The 16,322-nt window shown below is 68.6% G+C and carries 17 protein-coding genes; 5 read left to right on the top strand and 12 right to left on the bottom strand.

Features of this window, described 5'->3' with window-relative positions; translation table 11 throughout:
- Position 1: 1 nt before the first annotated feature.
- Genes IEY88_RS19295 through IEY88_RS19305 form a run of 3 tightly spaced genes read right to left on the bottom strand, consistent with a single transcriptional unit; the run spans position 2 to position 2,887 of the window.
- Positions 2–1,093: an XdhC family protein gene (locus IEY88_RS19295; RefSeq protein ID WP_189156181.1), complete on the bottom strand. Its 1,092-nt coding sequence runs from the start codon at positions 1,091–1,093 to the stop codon at positions 2–4.
- Positions 1,086–2,060: a vWA domain-containing protein gene (locus IEY88_RS19300; RefSeq protein WP_189156182.1), complete on the bottom strand. Its 975-nt coding sequence runs from the start codon at positions 2,058–2,060 to the stop codon at positions 1,086–1,088. The genes IEY88_RS19295 and IEY88_RS19300 overlap by 8 nt, the downstream gene beginning before the upstream one ends.
- Positions 2,057–2,887, bottom strand: a complete 831-nt coding sequence (locus tag IEY88_RS19305) for an AAA family ATPase (protein ID WP_189156183.1) — start codon at positions 2,885–2,887, stop codon at positions 2,057–2,059. Before IEY88_RS19305 ends, IEY88_RS19300 begins: the two co-directional genes overlap by 4 nt.
- Before the next feature lie 29 nt (positions 2,888–2,916).
- Between IEY88_RS19305 and IEY88_RS19310 the strand changes: the two genes are divergently transcribed.
- Both IEY88_RS19310 and IEY88_RS19315 read left to right on the top strand, forming a co-directional pair.
- Positions 2,917–3,300 carry a VOC family protein gene (locus IEY88_RS19310; protein WP_189156184.1) on the top strand — a complete coding sequence of 128 codons (384 nt, stop codon included), beginning with the start codon at positions 2,917–2,919 and terminating at the stop codon, positions 3,298–3,300.
- Positions 3,301–3,385: 85 nt separating this feature from the next.
- Positions 3,386–3,616 carry a PspC domain-containing protein gene (locus IEY88_RS19315; protein WP_189156185.1) on the top strand — a complete coding sequence of 77 codons (231 nt, stop codon included), beginning with the start codon at positions 3,386–3,388 and terminating at the stop codon, positions 3,614–3,616.
- Here the strand turns inward: IEY88_RS19315 and IEY88_RS19320 are convergent, their stop codons facing one another.
- The 5 genes from IEY88_RS19320 to IEY88_RS19340 all read right to left on the bottom strand — a co-directional run bounded on the left by IEY88_RS19320 (position 3,617) and on the right by IEY88_RS19340 (position 8,720).
- Positions 3,617–4,987: a beta-N-acetylhexosaminidase gene (locus IEY88_RS19320; RefSeq protein ID WP_189156186.1), complete on the bottom strand. Its 1,371-nt coding sequence runs from the start codon at positions 4,985–4,987 to the stop codon at positions 3,617–3,619.
- Positions 4,984–5,817: a carbohydrate ABC transporter permease gene (locus tag IEY88_RS19325; protein ID WP_229693554.1), complete on the bottom strand. Its 834-nt coding sequence runs from the start codon at positions 5,815–5,817 to the stop codon at positions 4,984–4,986. The genes IEY88_RS19320 and IEY88_RS19325 overlap by 4 nt, the downstream gene beginning before the upstream one ends.
- The gene (locus tag IEY88_RS19330) at positions 5,814–6,698 is read right to left on the bottom strand and encodes a carbohydrate ABC transporter permease (protein ID WP_189156187.1); all 885 of its coding nucleotides are present in this window, start codon (positions 6,696–6,698) and stop codon (positions 5,814–5,816) included. The genes IEY88_RS19325 and IEY88_RS19330 overlap by 4 nt, the downstream gene beginning before the upstream one ends.
- Before the next feature lie 2 nt (positions 6,699–6,700).
- Positions 6,701–7,978, bottom strand: a complete 1,278-nt coding sequence (locus IEY88_RS19335; RefSeq protein WP_189156633.1) for an extracellular solute-binding protein — start codon at positions 7,976–7,978, stop codon at positions 6,701–6,703.
- Positions 7,979–8,060: 82 nt separating this feature from the next.
- Positions 8,061–8,720, bottom strand: coding sequence for a copper homeostasis protein CutC (locus IEY88_RS19340; protein ID WP_189156188.1), 660 nt, complete (start codon positions 8,718–8,720; stop codon positions 8,061–8,063).
- 354 nt (positions 8,721–9,074) lie between these two features.
- On the opposite strand from IEY88_RS19340, the gene IEY88_RS19345 reads away from it, so the two are divergent.
- Both IEY88_RS19345 and IEY88_RS19350 read left to right on the top strand, forming a co-directional pair.
- Positions 9,075–9,680, top strand: a complete 606-nt coding sequence (locus IEY88_RS19345; RefSeq protein ID WP_189156189.1) for an RNA polymerase sigma factor — start codon at positions 9,075–9,077, stop codon at positions 9,678–9,680.
- Between the two features lie 5 nt (positions 9,681–9,685).
- Positions 9,686–10,162, top strand: coding sequence for a carboxypeptidase regulatory-like domain-containing protein (locus tag IEY88_RS19350; RefSeq protein ID WP_169746023.1), 477 nt, complete (start codon positions 9,686–9,688; stop codon positions 10,160–10,162).
- A gap of 809 nt (positions 10,163–10,971) precedes the next feature.
- Here the strand turns inward: IEY88_RS19350 and groL are convergent.
- From groL to IEY88_RS19370, 4 genes are all read right to left on the bottom strand, one after another.
- Positions 10,972–12,591, bottom strand: a complete 1,620-nt coding sequence (gene groL / locus IEY88_RS19355; protein WP_189156190.1) for a chaperonin GroEL — start codon at positions 12,589–12,591, stop codon at positions 10,972–10,974.
- A gap of 225 nt (positions 12,592–12,816) precedes the next feature.
- Positions 12,817–14,043, bottom strand: a complete 1,227-nt coding sequence (locus tag IEY88_RS19360; protein WP_189156191.1) for a serine/threonine-protein kinase — start codon at positions 14,041–14,043, stop codon at positions 12,817–12,819.
- A 69-nt stretch (positions 14,044–14,112) separates the two neighbouring features.
- Positions 14,113–14,319 carry a cold-shock protein gene (locus IEY88_RS19365; RefSeq protein ID WP_189156192.1) on the bottom strand — a complete coding sequence of 69 codons (207 nt, stop codon included), beginning with the start codon at positions 14,317–14,319 and terminating at the stop codon, positions 14,113–14,115.
- 88 nt (positions 14,320–14,407) lie between these two features.
- The gene (locus IEY88_RS19370; protein WP_189156193.1) at positions 14,408–15,049 is read right to left on the bottom strand and encodes an AIM24 family protein; all 642 of its coding nucleotides are present in this window, start codon (positions 15,047–15,049) and stop codon (positions 14,408–14,410) included.
- A gap of 70 nt (positions 15,050–15,119) precedes the next feature.
- On the opposite strand from IEY88_RS19370, the gene moeA reads away from it, so the two are divergent.
- On the top strand, positions 15,120–16,316 hold the full coding sequence (gene moeA / locus IEY88_RS19375; protein ID WP_268241251.1) for a molybdopterin molybdotransferase MoeA: 1,197 nt from the start codon (positions 15,120–15,122) through the stop codon (positions 16,314–16,316).
- The last annotated feature ends 6 nt before the right edge of the window (positions 16,317–16,322 follow it).

Raw genomic sequence — 16,322 nt, forward strand, 5'->3', positions numbered from 1 at the left:
ATCACCGATGAATCGGCATCTCGATCTCCGTCAACCGGCGTCCGGTTCCCTTCCACCGCAAGGAAATGATCTCAGCAGCAATCGCAACTGCGGTCTCTTCCGGCGTTCGACCGCCGAGATCGAGCCCGATCGGCGACGACAACGCCGCAAGCTCGGATTCGGTCAATCCCGTTTCCCGCAACCGATCCAGTCGATCTTCGTGCGTGCGCCGGGATCCCATCGCACCGACGTAGCCGACCTTGAGCCGCAACGCGACCTCCAGCAACGGGACGTCGAACTTCGGATCATGCGTCAGCACCGCGATCACCGAGCGTTCGTCGAGCTTGGACGCCTCGCGCTGGAGGTACCGGTGTGGCCACTCCACGACGACCTCGTCGGCTTCGGGGAACCGGCTGCGCGTCGCGAACACCGGGCGCGCGTCGCAGACCGTCACGCGGTAACCGAGGAACGCGCCGAGGCGAGCCATCGCGGCGGCGAAGTCGATCGCTCCGAACACGAGCATGCGCGGCGGCGGTTCGAACGAGTTCACGAAGACGCTCATGCCCTCCCCGCGCCGCTGACCGTCCGGCCCGTACTGGAGCACACCACTTCGGCCCGAGGCCAGCATGCCGCGCGCGTCGTCCGCGACGGCGTCGTCGATCCGCGCGCTACCCAGGCTGCCATCGCGTCGATCCGGCCAGACGACCATGCGGCGCCCGATGCCGGACGGGTGCTCGACGACCGTCGCGACGGCCACCGGTTCCTCGGCTCGCACGGTCTCCACTACCTCACTGAGCTGCGGGAACGTCTCGGCGTTGATCTTCTCGACGTAGATGTCGATGATCCCGCCGCAGGTCAGCCCGACCGCGAACGCGTCGTCGTCGCTCACCCCGTACCGCTGCAGCACCGGGGCGGGGAGCGACTGCGCCAGGTCGTAGACGGCGCCCTCGACGCACCCGCCGGACACGCTGCCGACCGCCTCGCCGTCCTGCGTCACGAGCATCGCCGCACCGGCGGGCCGCGGCGCGGAGCTGAAGGTCGCGACCACCGTGCCGACCCCGACCGTCTCCCCGTTCGCCACCCGTTCGGCGAGGTCGTAGAGGACATCACGCACGGCGCACCTCCTTCAGCAGTTCTTCCAAAGCGTGCACGCTGTGCCCGACCACCATCGCATCGACGTGCGGGAGCGCGGCCCGCACTCCTCGCTGGACTGGCCGGTAGCCGGACTTGCCGGCGTGCGGGTTGGCCCAGATGACCTTGTGACTCACCCGTCGCAGCCTCGCCAACTCGGTCGCCAGCAGGCTCGGGTCGCCCCGCTCCCAGCCGTCGCTGAACAGCACGACCACCGCACCCCGTTGCCGCCACTGCTGGTTGAACCGCCGCAGCGCGTCACCGAGCCGGGTGCCGCCCTCGTAGTCCGGGATGGCCCGCCCGGCGGCTCGGATAGCCCGTTCCGGATCGCGTTCGCGCAACTGACGGGTCACGCGGGTCAGCCGGGTGCCGATCGTGCGGACCTCTACGGGCATGGCGTGCGCAAGGACGTGCGCGAACCGCAGCAACGCGTCCGAGTAGGCGGCCATCGAGCCGGAGACGTCGATCAGCACCACCAGCCTGCGCGCTTTCACACCCCGGCGGCGGTGGCGCGGCAGGGCGATCTCGCCGCCGGTCTCGATCATCGCGCGCACCGTGCGGGGCAGGTCCATCCGCCCGCGACGGGCCTTGCGGAGCCGACGCGACCGTCTGCGGGGAGGGAGCGGCTTCAGCCGGGCGATCAGAGGCGCGGCGTTGAACTCGGAGATGTCCTTGTGCTTCAACACTTCCACGTCGGACGCGGCGACGCCGACGGTGAGCGAGTCGAGTTCGGCCGTGGTGCGTGGACGGGGCGGGGTGCCGCCGAAGTACGCCCGGTACGCGGCGTCGTAGCGCGGCAGGTCGTCCGGGTCGGCGCACAGCGTGAGGCGCCCGGCCCAGTAGAGGCCGACGTGCTCGGTGGCCCGCAGGAACGCCTGGACGCGATCGGGCCCGCACTGCAGTCCGGCGCCCCGCAGGACGCGGGTGAACCCCACGCAGGCTTCCGTCACCCCACGATTGTGCTCCCGATCACGCGTTCCGCGTCCTCCCGGTACTTCAGCACCGCGCCCAGGGTCTCCGCGTCCGGCTCAGTGCGCCCCAGCGCCTGCAACGCCCGAGCCCAGTCCAGCGACTCCGCGACCCCCGGCGGTTTGAGCAGGTCGAGGCCGCGCATCTTCTGCACGGCCTCCGCGACCTTGTGCGCCAGCCGTTCGTCGAGACCGGGCAGGGTGCGGCGCAGAATCGCGATCTCGCGGTCCAGGGACGGGTGCTCCAGCCAGTGGTAAAGGCAGCGGCGCTTCAACGCGTCGTGCACCTCTCGGGTCCGGTTCGAGGTCAGCACGGTCAACGGCGGTGTCGCCGCCCTGATCTCGCCGAACTCGGGGATGCTGACCGCGTTCTCGGACAGCACCTCCAGCAGGAACGCCTCGAACTCGTCGTCCGCCCGGTCGATCTCGTCGACGAGCAGCACGCACGGCGCGTTCTCCAACGCCTGCAGCAACGGCCTGGCCAGCAGGAATCGTCGCGTGTAGAGGGAGGCGTCGTCCACCTCGCCGCGCGTCTCCAGCACGCGCAGGTGCATGAGCTGACGCGGGTAGTCCCAGTCGTACAGGGCCTGCGTGGCGTCGATGCCCTCGTGGCACTGCAGGCGGATCAGCGGCACGTCCATCGACTTGGCGAGCGCCAGTGCGAGCGAGGTCTTGCCGGTACCGGGTTCGCCTTCGAGGAACAACGGCCGGCCCATCGCTACCGCGAGGAACGCCGCCGTGGCGATCCCGCCATCCGGCAGGTAACCCGCGCGGTCGAGCCCTGACGCCAGTTCCTCGGGCGACTCCATGAGCCAGAGCGTACGACTACGGTGGGCGAATGGCTTCGATCAAGAAAGTCCAGGTCACGTTCGACTGCGCGGAACCCGTGCGCGTCGCTGAGTTCTGGAGCCAGGTGCTCGGTTACGACGCGCCGCCGGAGAGCGACGGTTCGTGGTCCGCGGTCGCCGACCCGACCGGTGAGGGCCCGCGGTTCTTCTTCCAGCGCGTTCCCGAGAGCAAGGTCGTCAAGAACCGGGTGCACGTCTGCGTGCGGGCCGGCACCGGGCTCGTGGGCGCCGAACGCCTCGCCACGCTGCAGGCCGAGCGCGCCCGGCTGGAGGCGATCGGCGCGACGCTGGTGCGTGTGATGGAGGCCGACGAGGAGAACGAGTCCTGCATCGTCATGCAGGACGTCGAGGGCAACGAGTTCTGCCTCGACTGAACCCTGGGGGTCACCACCCCGGATCAGGGTCGGGTTCGGGGTGGTCACCGATGTGCCGTGCTCTGGTTTCGACGACTCTTGAGCCATGACGAACAACGTGCTCAACGAAGCCACCGACCAGGTCAAGAAGCTCCGCAGGAGTCGCAGCGACAAGATGCTCGCCGGCGTCTGCGGCGGCGTCGCCAAGATGATCGGCGTGGACGCCGCGATCCTGCGGATCATCCTCGTGGCGGCGACGCTGCTCGGGTTCGGCACCGGAGCGATCCTCTACGTCGCCGCCTGGATCCTCATGCCCGAGGAAGAGCCGGCCGTGTGATCACCGTGGGAACCCGGGAACACCAGGTAGCCGTTGCCAGGGGTGGGGACCGGTGAGGGGCCGGTACTCCACCCCCAGGGCGTCGAGCCTGGGCAGGTGGTGCTCCTGGAGTCGTTGCAGGAACTCAGGATCTTTCTCCGCCGGGGACCACACGACCTCGGCGAACGCGGCCAGCCTCGGGAACGCCGCGTAGTCCACCCGCCGGGCCGAGTCGAGGTGCTCGGTCCAGATGTTCGCCTGCGCGCCCAGCAGCCGTCCGGGCTCCTCGCCCGTGAGGCCTTCGGGCACCGGGTCCCACGCGTAGACGTCCTCCAGCGTCGTCACCGTTCCCACCGGAATCGGTTCGTCGGGCGAGTCCGACTGCCGGTAGTCCAGGTAGACGTGCGGCTCAGGGCACATGACCACGTCGTGACCCGCGCCGAGCGCCGTGACGCCGTTCTCGACCCCGCGCCAGGACGCGACGACCGTGTTCGAAGGCAGCGGACGGGCGTCCAGGACCTCGTCCCACCCGTACGGCCGCCGTCCCCTGCTCGCGATGTGCTCCGCGATGGCCCGGACCAGCACGCCGTCCTCGTGACCGGGCGCCTCGTCGCCGCCGAGTCCGATGATCTCCGCGGGGAAGACGTCCATCAGCTCGTCGAACACGTTCCGGTAGAAGTCCACTGTGGACTCCCCGGTGGTGAGCACGCGTTCGTTGACACCCCAGTCGGTCCAGACCCCACCGCCGTGCGCACCCAGTTCGGGGTACGCCGCGATCGCCGCCTGCGAGTGCCCGGGAATGTCGATCTCCGGGATCACCGTGATGTGCCGTGCCCGCGCGTAGTCGACGATCTCCCGCAGGTCGTCCTGCGTGTAGAAACCGCCGTGTGGACGGCCTTTCAGACCTCCGGAGCGCCGGTCGCCGAACCGCGAGTCCTCCCGCCACGACCCGACCTCGGTGAGCTTCGGGTAGCGCTTGCACTCGAAGCGCCAGCCCTGGTCGTCGGTGAGGTGCAGGTGCAGGACGTTGAGCTTGTGCACCGACAACAGCTCGACGTACCGCAGCACCTCCCGCTTGGGCAGGAAGTGCCGCGAGACGTCGAGCATCACGCCACGCCACGCGAACCTCGGGTAGTCCACGACCTCGCACGCGGGGATGACCGACGGCTTCTCCCCCGCGGCCCGGAACGACCGCACGCCGAGGAGTTGCCGCAGGGTCTGCAACGCGTTCATCTCACCGGCCGCGTCGTTCGCCTCGATCAGCACGCCGTCGTCGGACGACAGCAGCCGATAACCGCCGGGAGGCCCTTCCACGAGGACGGTCTCCCAGCCCTGGTACTCGCAGAGCTTCCCGCCGTCCACATAGGACACCGGGCGTGGCAGCAGGTTCATCCCTTCACCGCCCCCGCGAGGCCGGACACGAGCCGGCGTTGCACGAGCACGAAGAAGATGAGCACAGGGATGGTCATCAGGGTGGAGCCCGCCATGATCGCGCCCCAATCGTTCTGGTCGGGTTTGACGAACACCTGGAGCGCCAGAGGCAGGGTCTGGTTCTCCACGGCCGAGATGATGAACGTCTTGGCGAACAGGAAGTCGTTCCAGGCGTGGATGAACGACAGCACGCTCGTCGCCACCAGGCCGGGCGCGACGAGCGGGAACAGCACCTGCCACAGGAACCGGAACCGCGAGGCGCCGTCCAGGGTGGCGGCCTCCTCCAGCTCCACCGGCACCGCGGCGACGAAGCCCCGCAGCATCCAGATCGCGAACGGCAGGCTGAAAGCCAGGTGCACCAGCACGAGCGAGCCGAGGTGGTTCAGGCCGAAGGCCGGAACGCTGTCCCCCACGGACCGCATCAGGAAGAACAGCGGCACGGTCAACGCCTCGACCGGCACCATCTGCACGACCAGCAGCATGATCAGCAGCGTCGTGCGGCTGCGAAACCGGAACCGGGTCAGCGCGGTCGCCGCGAGGAACGAGATCAAGATGCTCAGGAACACCACGACCAACGCGACGATGATGCTGTTCATGAAGTAGCGCCCGAAGTTCGCGACGGTCAGCGCCCGCGTGAAGCTGTCGAGCGTGGGCCGCGTCGTCCACGGCACCGGGTCGGCCGAGATGATCTCGTCCTCCGGCTTGAAGGCGCTGAGCACCATCCAGAACAGCGGGAACGCCACCACAGCGGCGATGACGAGGACGAAGCCCTCGGTCAGCCAGCGCCTCACAGGACCTCCCCCGACCGCTTGAGCGCACGCAGGTAGAACATCGTGATTCCCAGCAGCAGCACGGTCATCACGACACCGATGGCCGCGCCCAGTCCGTACTCCGACGCCGCGAACGCCTGTTGGTAGGCGTAGACGTTGAGCACGAGGTTGCGCCCGGCGATGCCGCCGCCGTTCGTCATCACGTAGATCTGCGTGAACACCTTGAAGTCCCAGATGATCGACTGGATCGTCACCACGAGGATGATCGGCCGCAGCAACGGGAGCATGACGCTCCACGCCGTGCGGAACGCCGACGCGCCGTCCAGTGCGGCGGCCTCCAGCACCTCGCCCGGGATCGCCTTGATGCCCGCGTAGAGCGTCACCATGACGAACGGGAACGAGCACCAGATCACCTGTGCCGCAACGAGTCCGAAGGCCGTCCACTTGTCGAACGTCCAGGAGAAGCCCTGGATGCCCAGGACCTCGTTCACGAACCCGAAGTTCGCGTCGAACAGGAAGAGCCAGATCGTCGAGCCGGCGACGGCGGGCGTGGACCACGCGCCGAGCGCCGCCAGGAACAACGTCATGCGCACCCACGTGCGTACGCGGGTGGCGAGGATTGCGAGGAACGCGCCCACAAGCAACGTGCCGACCACGCAGACCGCCGCGAACGCGACGGTCTGCCCGAGCACTCCCCAGAACTGCTGGTCTCCCAGCAGGTTCTGGTAGTTCCCGAGACCGAGGAACTCGAGCGGCGCGCCGCCGCTGACCTGTTCCTGGCCGTAGTCGTAGAGCGAGATGAGCACCAGCTGGTAGATCGGGTAGGCCAGCAGCCCCCCGAGGATCAGCAGCGCTGGAGCCAGGTAGGCGAACGCGGTCCGCCCCTGGCCTTTGGCCGTCATGCTCACGACGTGAAGGCCGCGTTCATCGTCTTGGCGGCGTCCGCGGTGGCCGTGTCGACGTTCTTCGCGCCGGTGACGATCTCCTGGAGCATCGTCGGCACCACGGCCTGCGCCTCGATCTTCGCCCACGCCGGCGTGACGGGGACGAACTTCGTGCCGGACTGCAGGGTCTTCGTGAACGGCTCCAGGAACTTGTCGGAGTCCGCGACCTGCTTCTGCACGTCGGTGAACGTCGGCAGGTTGCCCATCGCCGTGTACATCTTCTGCTGGTACTTCTTCGACGCGAGCAGCTGCGTGAACTCGGTGGCGAGCGTCTTGCGCTGCGTGCCCTTCATGACGCCGAGCAGGTTGCCACCGGCGAACGCGGGCGCGATCGAGCCCTTGTCCTTTCCGGGCAGCGGCACGACGCCGTACTTGCCCGCCGCTGACGAGGCGTCGACGGACTTGCGGTTGAAGTCACCGCCGATGGTCATCGCGGCCTTGCCCGCGCGGAACGCCTCGACGCTCGCGTCACCGCCGTTACCCGCGCAGGTGGCGGGCGGGCAGATGTCGTCCTTGATCAGCTCGGTGTACTCGGCGACACCGGCCTTGGCCTCGGCGCTGTCGATCGCGGCGGTGAACTTGCCGCCGTCGGACTTCGCGAGGTCCCCGCCCTGCGCCCAGATGAACGGCAGCGCGGCGAACAGGTACTTGCCACCGGCCGAGATGCCGATGAGCTCCGGCTTCTTCTGCCTGATCTCACGGGCCGTCGTCGCGATCTCGTCCAACGTCGTCGGCGGCTTGAGGCCGAGCTCGGTGAACACGTCCGTGCGGTAGTACAACGCGCGCACGCCGACGAACCACGGCACGCCGTACGTCTTGCCGTCGACCTTGGCCGTGTCGAGGATCGTCGGGACCAGGTCCTTCGACTCGTCCCACTTGCCCAGGTCGAGCTCGGAGAAGCCGCCCGCGGACACGTAGCCCGCGAGGTCGGTGTTGCCGAACTCGGCGACGTCCGGTGCGCTCTTCGGGTCGCTGAACGCGGCCTTGAAGCGCTCTGCCCGGCTGGACACCTGGATGTACTGCACGTCGACGGTCACGCCGCTGTGCTTGCCCTGGAACTCGGAGATCGCCTCCTTCACGACGGCCTCCTTGGGGCCGCGGTTGACCTCATCGAACAGCCAGACCCGCAGCTGTCCCGTCTGTTCGTCCGTGCCCGAGCTCGTCGGTCCCGACTGCACCGGCGCGCAGGCGACCACCGCGCCCACGCCCAGCACCGCCACAAGTGTCTTCAGCCGCATCGTCGCGCCCTTCACGTTGCGTATGTTGCAACAGCTATTTCACAGGAAGCAACGTGACTGTAGAACGGACCAGGGCAAGGGTCTAGACCAGACGATTGACCCATTCCCGAACTGATGCCGAATCGACCGGGGAGTCCCATCCGGACGGACGGACCGCGCTTCCGAGGTGAAACCCGTTCACGCCCGCTGCCAGCAACTCCGGTACGTGTCGAGCCTGCAGACCGCCGCCGACGAGCAGCGCGGGCGGGGCCTGGGTGACGAGCTTCTTCAGGTTCTCGATGCCGTCCTCGACGCCTTTCGCGCTGCCGGCGGCGAGCACGGTGTCGCAGCCGAGGGTCTTGATGACCTCCCACGAGCGGAAGACGTCGGTGGAGTTGTCGAGCGCACGGTGGAAGGTCCAGGCGCAGCCCTCCAGTTCGGCGACGAGGTTGAGGGTGACGCCCTCGTCGATCTCGCCGCCCGCGTCGAGGAAGCCGAGGACGAACTCGGTGGCACCGGCCTCCCTGAGGTCGCGCGCCCGCCTGCGCAGTTGCTTGAGGTCACCGGGCGCGAAACCCTTGGCGTCCCTGAGCATCACGCGGATGGGGATGTCGACGGCCTGCTGGACCTCCTTGAAGGTGGAGACCGACGGCGTGAGGCCGTCACTCGCCATGTCGGCGACCAGTTCGAGCCGGTCGGCGCCGCCCGCCTGCGCGGCCTCGGCGTCCTGCGCGTCCAGTGCGATCACTTCGAGAATCGGCATGGTCTAGACCATAACGGTCTTTGACGTGTGCTTTCGGGAATCGGGAGCGCATGAACCGTTCGGTGCGTCAGAGGGTGTATCTGCTCGCCTGAGTTCCGCTCTTCCACGATGAGCGCTTTGTTCAGGCGTGGAGCTAGCGTCAGCCGGTTCGAGGGGTGCCGGCCGGCGCGAGCTCCCACCACTGGCGGCCCGTGACTCGGAGGGGGATTCACGGGCCGCTGGCGTGCCCGGAGGAAGATGAGGGTCACTTGGCGGCAATACTGCTCCAATCGAGTGAATTTGGTATCTACCGCCCAGTTAGCCCTTCATGAGTTGGCGGACGGCGCTGACAGGGCGGCCGATCGGAGGTGCTGCATGGACGAGCTGCACACGGCGGATGACCGTCCGCCGTGGGACGGGCTTGAAGGCACCGAACGGCACGCGGTCTGCGTGGCGGCGGCACGCGAGGGCAACCGCCACGCACTGGACGTCCTGGTGACCGAGCTGACCCCGCTGCTGTGGCACGTGGCGCGAGGGCAGGGACTGGACCGCGCGGCGGCGGAAGACGTCGTGCAGACCGTGTGGCTCGCGTTCTTGAAGAACATCGAGAACATCAACGAGCCCAAAGCCCTGGTCGGCTACCTGGTGGTCACGACGAGGCGTGAAGCGCGCCGAACCTGGACACCCAACAAGCGTGAAACGCACCTGTCCGACGAATACGCCGAGCAGCTCGAGTCCGACACCGGCCTGCCCGAGGACGTGACGCTGATGGACGACCGCGACCGCCGCCTGTGGCTCGCGTTCGGCCGCCTGACCACGAGGTGCCAGGAACTGCTCCGACTCACCGTGCTCGCGGGCCGCGCGGAGTACCGGGCAGTCGCCGAGGCACTGGCCATGCCCCACGGCAGCATCGGTCCGACCAGGGGACGGTGTCTGACACTGCTGCGCAACTACCTGGAGACGGAAGGAGGATCGCGGTGAACGAGATCGACCCGCGCGACGACCGCAGGGGCCCCGAGGACACCGCAGTCCTCTCCGAACTGAACAGGCTCGTCGACGAACTGGACCCGCCACCCGCCGACCTGGTGGACCGCGTGAAGTTCGCGATCGCACTGGAGTCGCTGGACGTGGAAGTGGCCCGGTGGGAACGCGCAGGGTCGTTCGCCGGGGTCCGGGGCGGGCAGACCGGCACGATCACCTTCACCGTCGACAACCTGACGCTGATGGTGAACTTCACGTCGACGGGGTCTCGGCACCGGATCGACGGGTGGCTGGTTCCGGCTGGGGAGCACGAGGTCGAGGTTCGAGTGGCTGATCATCAGTCGTCGTGTACTCGGGCTGATGATGGTGGGCGGTTTGTTCTTCCCGATGTGCCGGCTGGGACCACGCAGATTCTGGTGCATTTGGTCAATTCTCGTGGTGAGCCTGGGCGGACCGTTGTCACGCCCACGATCATGCTTTGATTTTGCAGGGGTTAGTCGGCGCTTTCTGGGGTTCTGGGGATTGGTCACCTTGCTCGACTCGTGGTCACCTTGCGCAGGTGGCTGGGTTGGTCATGACGAGCCGGGTCATTTCATCGCCGCTTCGCGACGATCGCGATTGGGGCTTGACTTCGGGGCCCTTGCGAGGCCTTCCTCGGCCTTTTAAAAGCCGGGCATGTGAAGCCCGGCCGAGTGGTCAAGTTTAAGGCCTCGCACCCAAAGTCAAGCCCCAATCGCCGTCGTGGTTGCGACACCGCTTGCTCGTGTGGAAGAGGTTCACACGCCTCGGCTTCGCCATTGCGTTGGGGTGGAGGGCGGCTCGCCATCCTCGCAGCGGAGCTGTCCAGCTCGTCGCCACGTCCCGCTGCCACGTCCCACGGCCGCCACGTCCCAGGCTGGGGTCCGTCGTCGCGTCCCACGGCCGCCGTGTCCCACCTCACCGCGCCTCCACCACGCCGCGTCCCATCCACCCCTGCGCTCTGCGCCCTTCCTCCTCCCCCTCCCTCTGGCCGCCGTGCAGCCGTCTTCCCGCACCCCGCACCCCGCACCCGCCGCCGCTCGTCCCCGCAGCCCGAGCAAGCCGCCCGTCCGCGTCGAGTGGCCCGAGGCCCGCGCCGGCACCTCCCCCGTCCCCCACTGCGCTCTCTCCACCCGCGGCTCTCCCCACCACTCGCAGCTCCCGCCCACTCGCAGCTCCCGCCCACCCCGCCGCCCGTCACCCCGGAGATGCCGAAAGGCCCGGCTCGCCGAAGCGAACCGGGCCTTTCAGAGGTGGTGCGAGGCGGCTGGACTCAGAAGTCCATGCCACCGGCGTCCGGCGCGGCCGGAGCGGCGTTCTTCTCCGGCTTGTCCGCGACGACGGCTTCCGTCGTCAGGAACAGCGCGGCGATGGACGCGGCGTTCTGCAGCGCGGAACGCGTGACCTTGGCCGGGTCGATGATGCCCGCCTTGATCAGGTCCTTGTACTCGCCGGTCGCGGCGTCGAGGCCCTCGCCCGAGGGGAGGGACTTGACGCGCTCGACCACGACGCCGCCTTCGAGGCCGGCGTTGACGGCGATCTGCTTCAGCGGCGCCTCGACGGCGACCTTGACGATGTTGGCACCGGTGGCCTCGTCGCCCGTGAGCTTCAGGCCCGCGAAGGCAGCCTCGGCGGCCTGCAGCAGCGCGACGCCACCACCCGCGACGATGCCCTCTTCGACGGCCGCCTTCGCGTTGCGAACGGCGTCCTCGATGCGGTGCTTGCGCTCCTTGAGTTCGACCTCGGTGGCCGCGCCCGCCTTGATGACGGCGACGCCGCCGGCGAGCTTCGCGAGGCGCTCCTGGAGCTTCTCGCGGTCGTAGTCGGAGTCCGACTTCTCGATCTCGGCGCGGATCTGGTTGACGCGACCCTGGATCTGGTCGGCGTCACCGGCACCCTCGACGATGGTCGTCTCGTCCTTCGTGACGACGACCTTGCGGGCCTTGCCCAGCAGCGAGATGTCGGCGTTCTCCAGCTTCAGGCCGACGTCCTCGGTGATGACCTGGCCACCGGTGAGGGTGGCGATGTCCTGGAGGATGGCCTTGCGGCGGTCACCGAAGCCGGGCGCCTTGACGGCGACGGACTTGAAGGTGCCACGGATCTTGTTGACGACCAGGGTCGCCAGGGCCTCGCCCTCGACGTCCTCCGAGATGATCAGCAGCGGCTTGCCGCCCTGCATGACCTTCTCGAGGAGCGGGAGCAGGTCCTTGACCGTGGAGATCTTGGAGCCGAACAGGAGGATGTACGGGTCCTCCAGCGTGGCTTCCTGGCGCTCGGGGTCGGTCACGAAGTAACCGGAGATGTAGCCCTTGTCGAAGCGCATGCCTTCGGTGAGCTCGAGCTCGAGACCGAGGGTGTTGCTCTCCTCGACGGTGATGACGCCTTCCTTGCCGACCTTGTCCATCGCCTCGGCGATGAGCTCGCCGATCGTGGGGTCAGCGGCGGAGATGGACGCGGTAGCAGCGATCTGCTCCTTCGTCTCGATCTCCTTGGCGTTCTTCAGCAGCTGCTCGGCGATGGCTTCGACGGCCTGCTCGATGCCGCGCTTGAGGCCGAGCGGGTTCGCACCCGCGGCCACGTTGCGCAGACCCTCGCGGACCAGAGCCTGGGCGAGCACGGTGGCGGTGGTGGTGCCGTCACCCGCGACGTCGTCGGTCTTCTTCGCGACCTCCTTGACGAGCTCGGCCCCGATCTTCTCCCACGGGTCCTCGAGCTCGATCTCCTTCGCGATGGAGACGCCGTCGTTGGTGATCGTGGGCGCGCCCCACTTCTTCTCAAGCACGACGTTGCGGCCCTTGGGGCCGAGCGTCACCTTGACGGCGTCGGCGAGGATGTTCATCCCGCGCTCGAGACCGCGACGGGCTTCCTCGTCGAACGCAATCATCTTGGCCATTGCGGTGTGTTCCTCCGCCTATGTGAGTTCCTGGGCCACTGCGGGCACACGCCCACAGCGGAACACGGTGCGAGTGGCCAGGCTCGGTGCCCGCGACGGACGACCCCGGAGGGCCTCACCGTCCCAGCCTCACTGTTCTGGCACTCGGACGAGCCGAGTGCTAGTTCGTGTTTAGCACTCGGGCACGGCGAGTGCAAGCGAACCCGGACGACTCCCAGGCGACTCTCAGCGAGATGTGCGCACCGGCACAGAGGTCGGCAGCGGCTTCCTCGACGTCGTCGGTTCGTCACCGATGTTCAGCGTCGGCGAGGAGTTCGTCTTCGGCTGCCGCGCGGGCTCGTCACCAGGCGAGAGGATCACCACCAGCACGACGATCACCACGATCGCGAGCGCGGCGGCGATGACCGGCGCGAACCACGCCGGCCGTTCCTTCCTGCTGGAGGACGTGAAGGCGCTCGCGCCCACCTGGTTCGGCGGGCGCAGCCGGACGGGGTCCTGCAACTGCTGCTGGTAGCCGCCCTGGTACTGCCCCTGCTGCGCCGGCACCGGACCGGAGACCGGCGCCTGAGCGGGGAACGAGCCGGACTGCGGCCCGAGTTGAGCGGGAGCCGAGCCCTGCGCGACCCCGGCCAGGGCGACGCGGGCGGCGTTGATCAGCTCGGCGCAGTTCGCGAACCGCTGCGCCGGGTCCTTGGAGGTGCCCTTGCGGATGACCTCGTCGATGGCCGGCGGCAACGCCACGACCTGGGACAGCGAGGGCACGACGTTGCTGAGGTGGCCCGCGATGACCTCCTGCACGCCGCCCTGGAACGGCGGACGGCCCGACAGGCAGGCGAAGAGCATGCACGCGAGCGCGTACTGGTCGGTGCGGCCGTCGACGGGCTCGCCCCGCAGGTGCTCCGGCGCCGCGTAGGTCGGCGAGCCGAGGAAATCACCCGTTCGGGTGCGGTGGCCGGTGGCGCCGCGGCGGGTCAGGCCGAAGTCGGCGACGTAGACGTGCTCGCGCACGCCCTCCTTCTGCGTCACCAGCACGTTCGCCGGCTTCACGTCGAGGTGCACGAGGCCCTTGCCGTGCAGCATGTCGAGCGCTTCGGCCACCTGGGCGAGCAGCGTCAACGTGCGCGCGGGGGTGAGCGGCCCCTCCTTGATGTGCCCGGCCAGGTCCTGGCCGTCCACGAGCCGCATGGCGATGTAGAGCAGGCCGTCGACCTCGTCGAAGTCGTACAGCGGCACGATGTTCGCGTGGTCGATCGCGGACGTGTTGCGCGCCTCGTCCACGAACCGCTCGCGGAACTCCGCGTCGGGCGCGAGGTGCTCACCGATGACCTTGAGCGCGACCTTGCGGCCGAGTCTCACGTCCGTGGCCCGATACGTCACGCTCATGCCACCACGACCGAGCACACCGTCGATCCGGTAATGCGCGATTCGCCGTCCGCTCAGGTCCTCCGACACGCGAGGCAGCCTAACGTCCGGCCGGACGTGCTTGTCCCGGGTTGGCCGAAGGCGTGATCGAAGTGATCTCTAACCCGCGCGGCGCACCTCCGACGCCTGGCTGCGCCCGTCCCGTCCGGCCTGCACCTCGAACTCCACCCGGTCGCCTTCCGAGAGCGTCCGGAAGCCCTCCATCTGGATCGCCGAGTAGTGCACGAACACGTCGGGCCCGCCATCGGTCGCGATGAAGCCGTATCCCTTTTCGGAGTTGAACCACTTGACGGTACCGAGAGCCAAGACGTCCTCCTTCAGATCACGCATCTCACGCAAAGCGCAGAGAGCAACGCTAAAAGAAGAAATCTCACTCGGATACCTCCTTACGGAGTCATGAACGGGAGCTGACTCCGTTGGCGCGCAACCAGGTGGTGAGTCGGCGGGGGCCGCGCGCCTGGGTCAGCACGGCGCCGGGACCAGCGAAGTCGAACACCAGCCCCTCACCCGTCTGAATGGATTGCACGCCATCGGGTACCGACGGCCGAAGACGGCATTGCACGGTGTCCGCGAACGCCACGACGTGATCGCTGCTGATGGTCACCGCTTCTCCCGCTTCCAGCGTCACGAGGTCGAGTGCGCCGTAACAGGCGAGCACCACCGCGCCCTGCCCGTGCGCGTAGTTCAGGAAGCCCTCGGCGCCCCCGAAGATCGCCTGCATCGGCGGTGCCTCCGGGTTCATCGCCACCGTGCTGCTGGACGCGATCCAGCTGTGCCGGGCGAGGCACCAGCCGTGCGTCCCGTCGAGCTCGATCTGGTGCAGGTCGCCGGGCAGCACGGGGGCCGCGTCGATCCAGCCGCCCTCCGCACCCACCGTGCACAGCGCGACGGCCTTCGCGCCCGCGCCCTTCACCTCGACCACGAGCCCGTAGCTGGTGGCCGCGATGGTCAGCGGGTCGGCCAGCACCGCCTCGCCGGGCGCGAGGACGAGTCTCGCCACGCCGAACGTCGGTGTGTGCCTGGTCCGGACCTGCACGAACAACACCTCCGGGAGGAAACCGGGAAAGCGATCGTCACGATCGGCGCGACGTTGGCAGTATGCAGTCGTGCCCCCCACCACTGTCGCCGAACACCGCCGTCGCGTCGCGGAGCTCGTCGGGTCGATGCCCGTGCTGCAGCTCCCGCTCGAGGAGTGCCTCGGGCTCGTGCTCGCCGCCGACGTCATCGCGCCGCTCGCCCTGCCGCCGTTCGACAACTCGGCGATGGACGGGTACGCGGTGCGGGCGGCGGACCTGAACCGGGACGAGACGTCTCGTCTCGTCGTGACCGACGACATCCCGGCCGGCCGCACCGAGCTGAACCCGCTGGCCCCCGGCACCGCGCAACGGATCATGACCGGCGCGCCGATCCCGCCCGGCGCGGATGCGGTGGTCCAGGTCGAGTGGACCGACGGCGGCACGGAGACCGTGACGATCAACCGGCCCGTGGAGCCCGGCCAGAACATCCGCATCGGCGGCGACGACGTGCGGAAGGGCGACGCGGTGCTGGCCGCGGGCACCGTGCTGCGCCCGTCCACGCTCGGCCTCGCCTCCGCGCTCGGCCTGCCAGAACTGCCCGTGCGCCGCCGTCCCCGCGTGCTGGTTCTGTCGACGGGCTCCGAGCTGGTCGAACCCGGCCGGCCGCTGGAGCTCGGCCAGATCTACGAGTCGAACGGCATGATGCTCGCCTCGTCCGTGCGGGACGCGGGCTGCGTCGCCGTCCAGCTGCGGTTCGTGCCGGACGACGTCGAGGCGTTCCACCAGGCGTTGAAGCCGTACCTGGGCGCGGTGGACGTGATCGTGACGTCCGGCGGGGTCAGCGCGGGCGCGTACGAGGTGGTCAAGGACGCCTTCGAGGACCACGACGTGCAGTTCACCAAGGTCGCGATGCAGCCGGGCGGACCGCAGGGCTCCGGCCGGTACGAGGGCGTGCCGGTGCTGTCGCTGCCGGGCAACCCGGTGAGCGCGCAGGTGTCGTTCGAGGTGTTCGTGCGGCCGGCGCTGATGGCGTCCATGGGGCACGCGCAGACCGAACGCCGCAGCGCGCGAGCGAGGATCACGTCCGCGCTGACGTCCCCGGCGGGCAAGACGCAGTTCCGGCGCGGCCTGCACGACCCGTCGTCCGGCGAGGTCGTGACGCCGGTCGGTGGTCCGGGTTCGCACCTGCTGTCGGCGCTCGCGTTGTCGAACTGCCTGATCGAGGTGCCGGAGGACGTGACCGAACTGCCTGCGGGGGCCGAGGTCACCGTGAGATACCTGCAGTAGTCACGG

Origin of the sequence: Lentzea pudingi, assembly GCF_014646255.1 — a bacterium.
Lineage (GTDB): Bacteria > Actinomycetota > Actinomycetes > Mycobacteriales > Pseudonocardiaceae > Lentzea > Lentzea pudingi.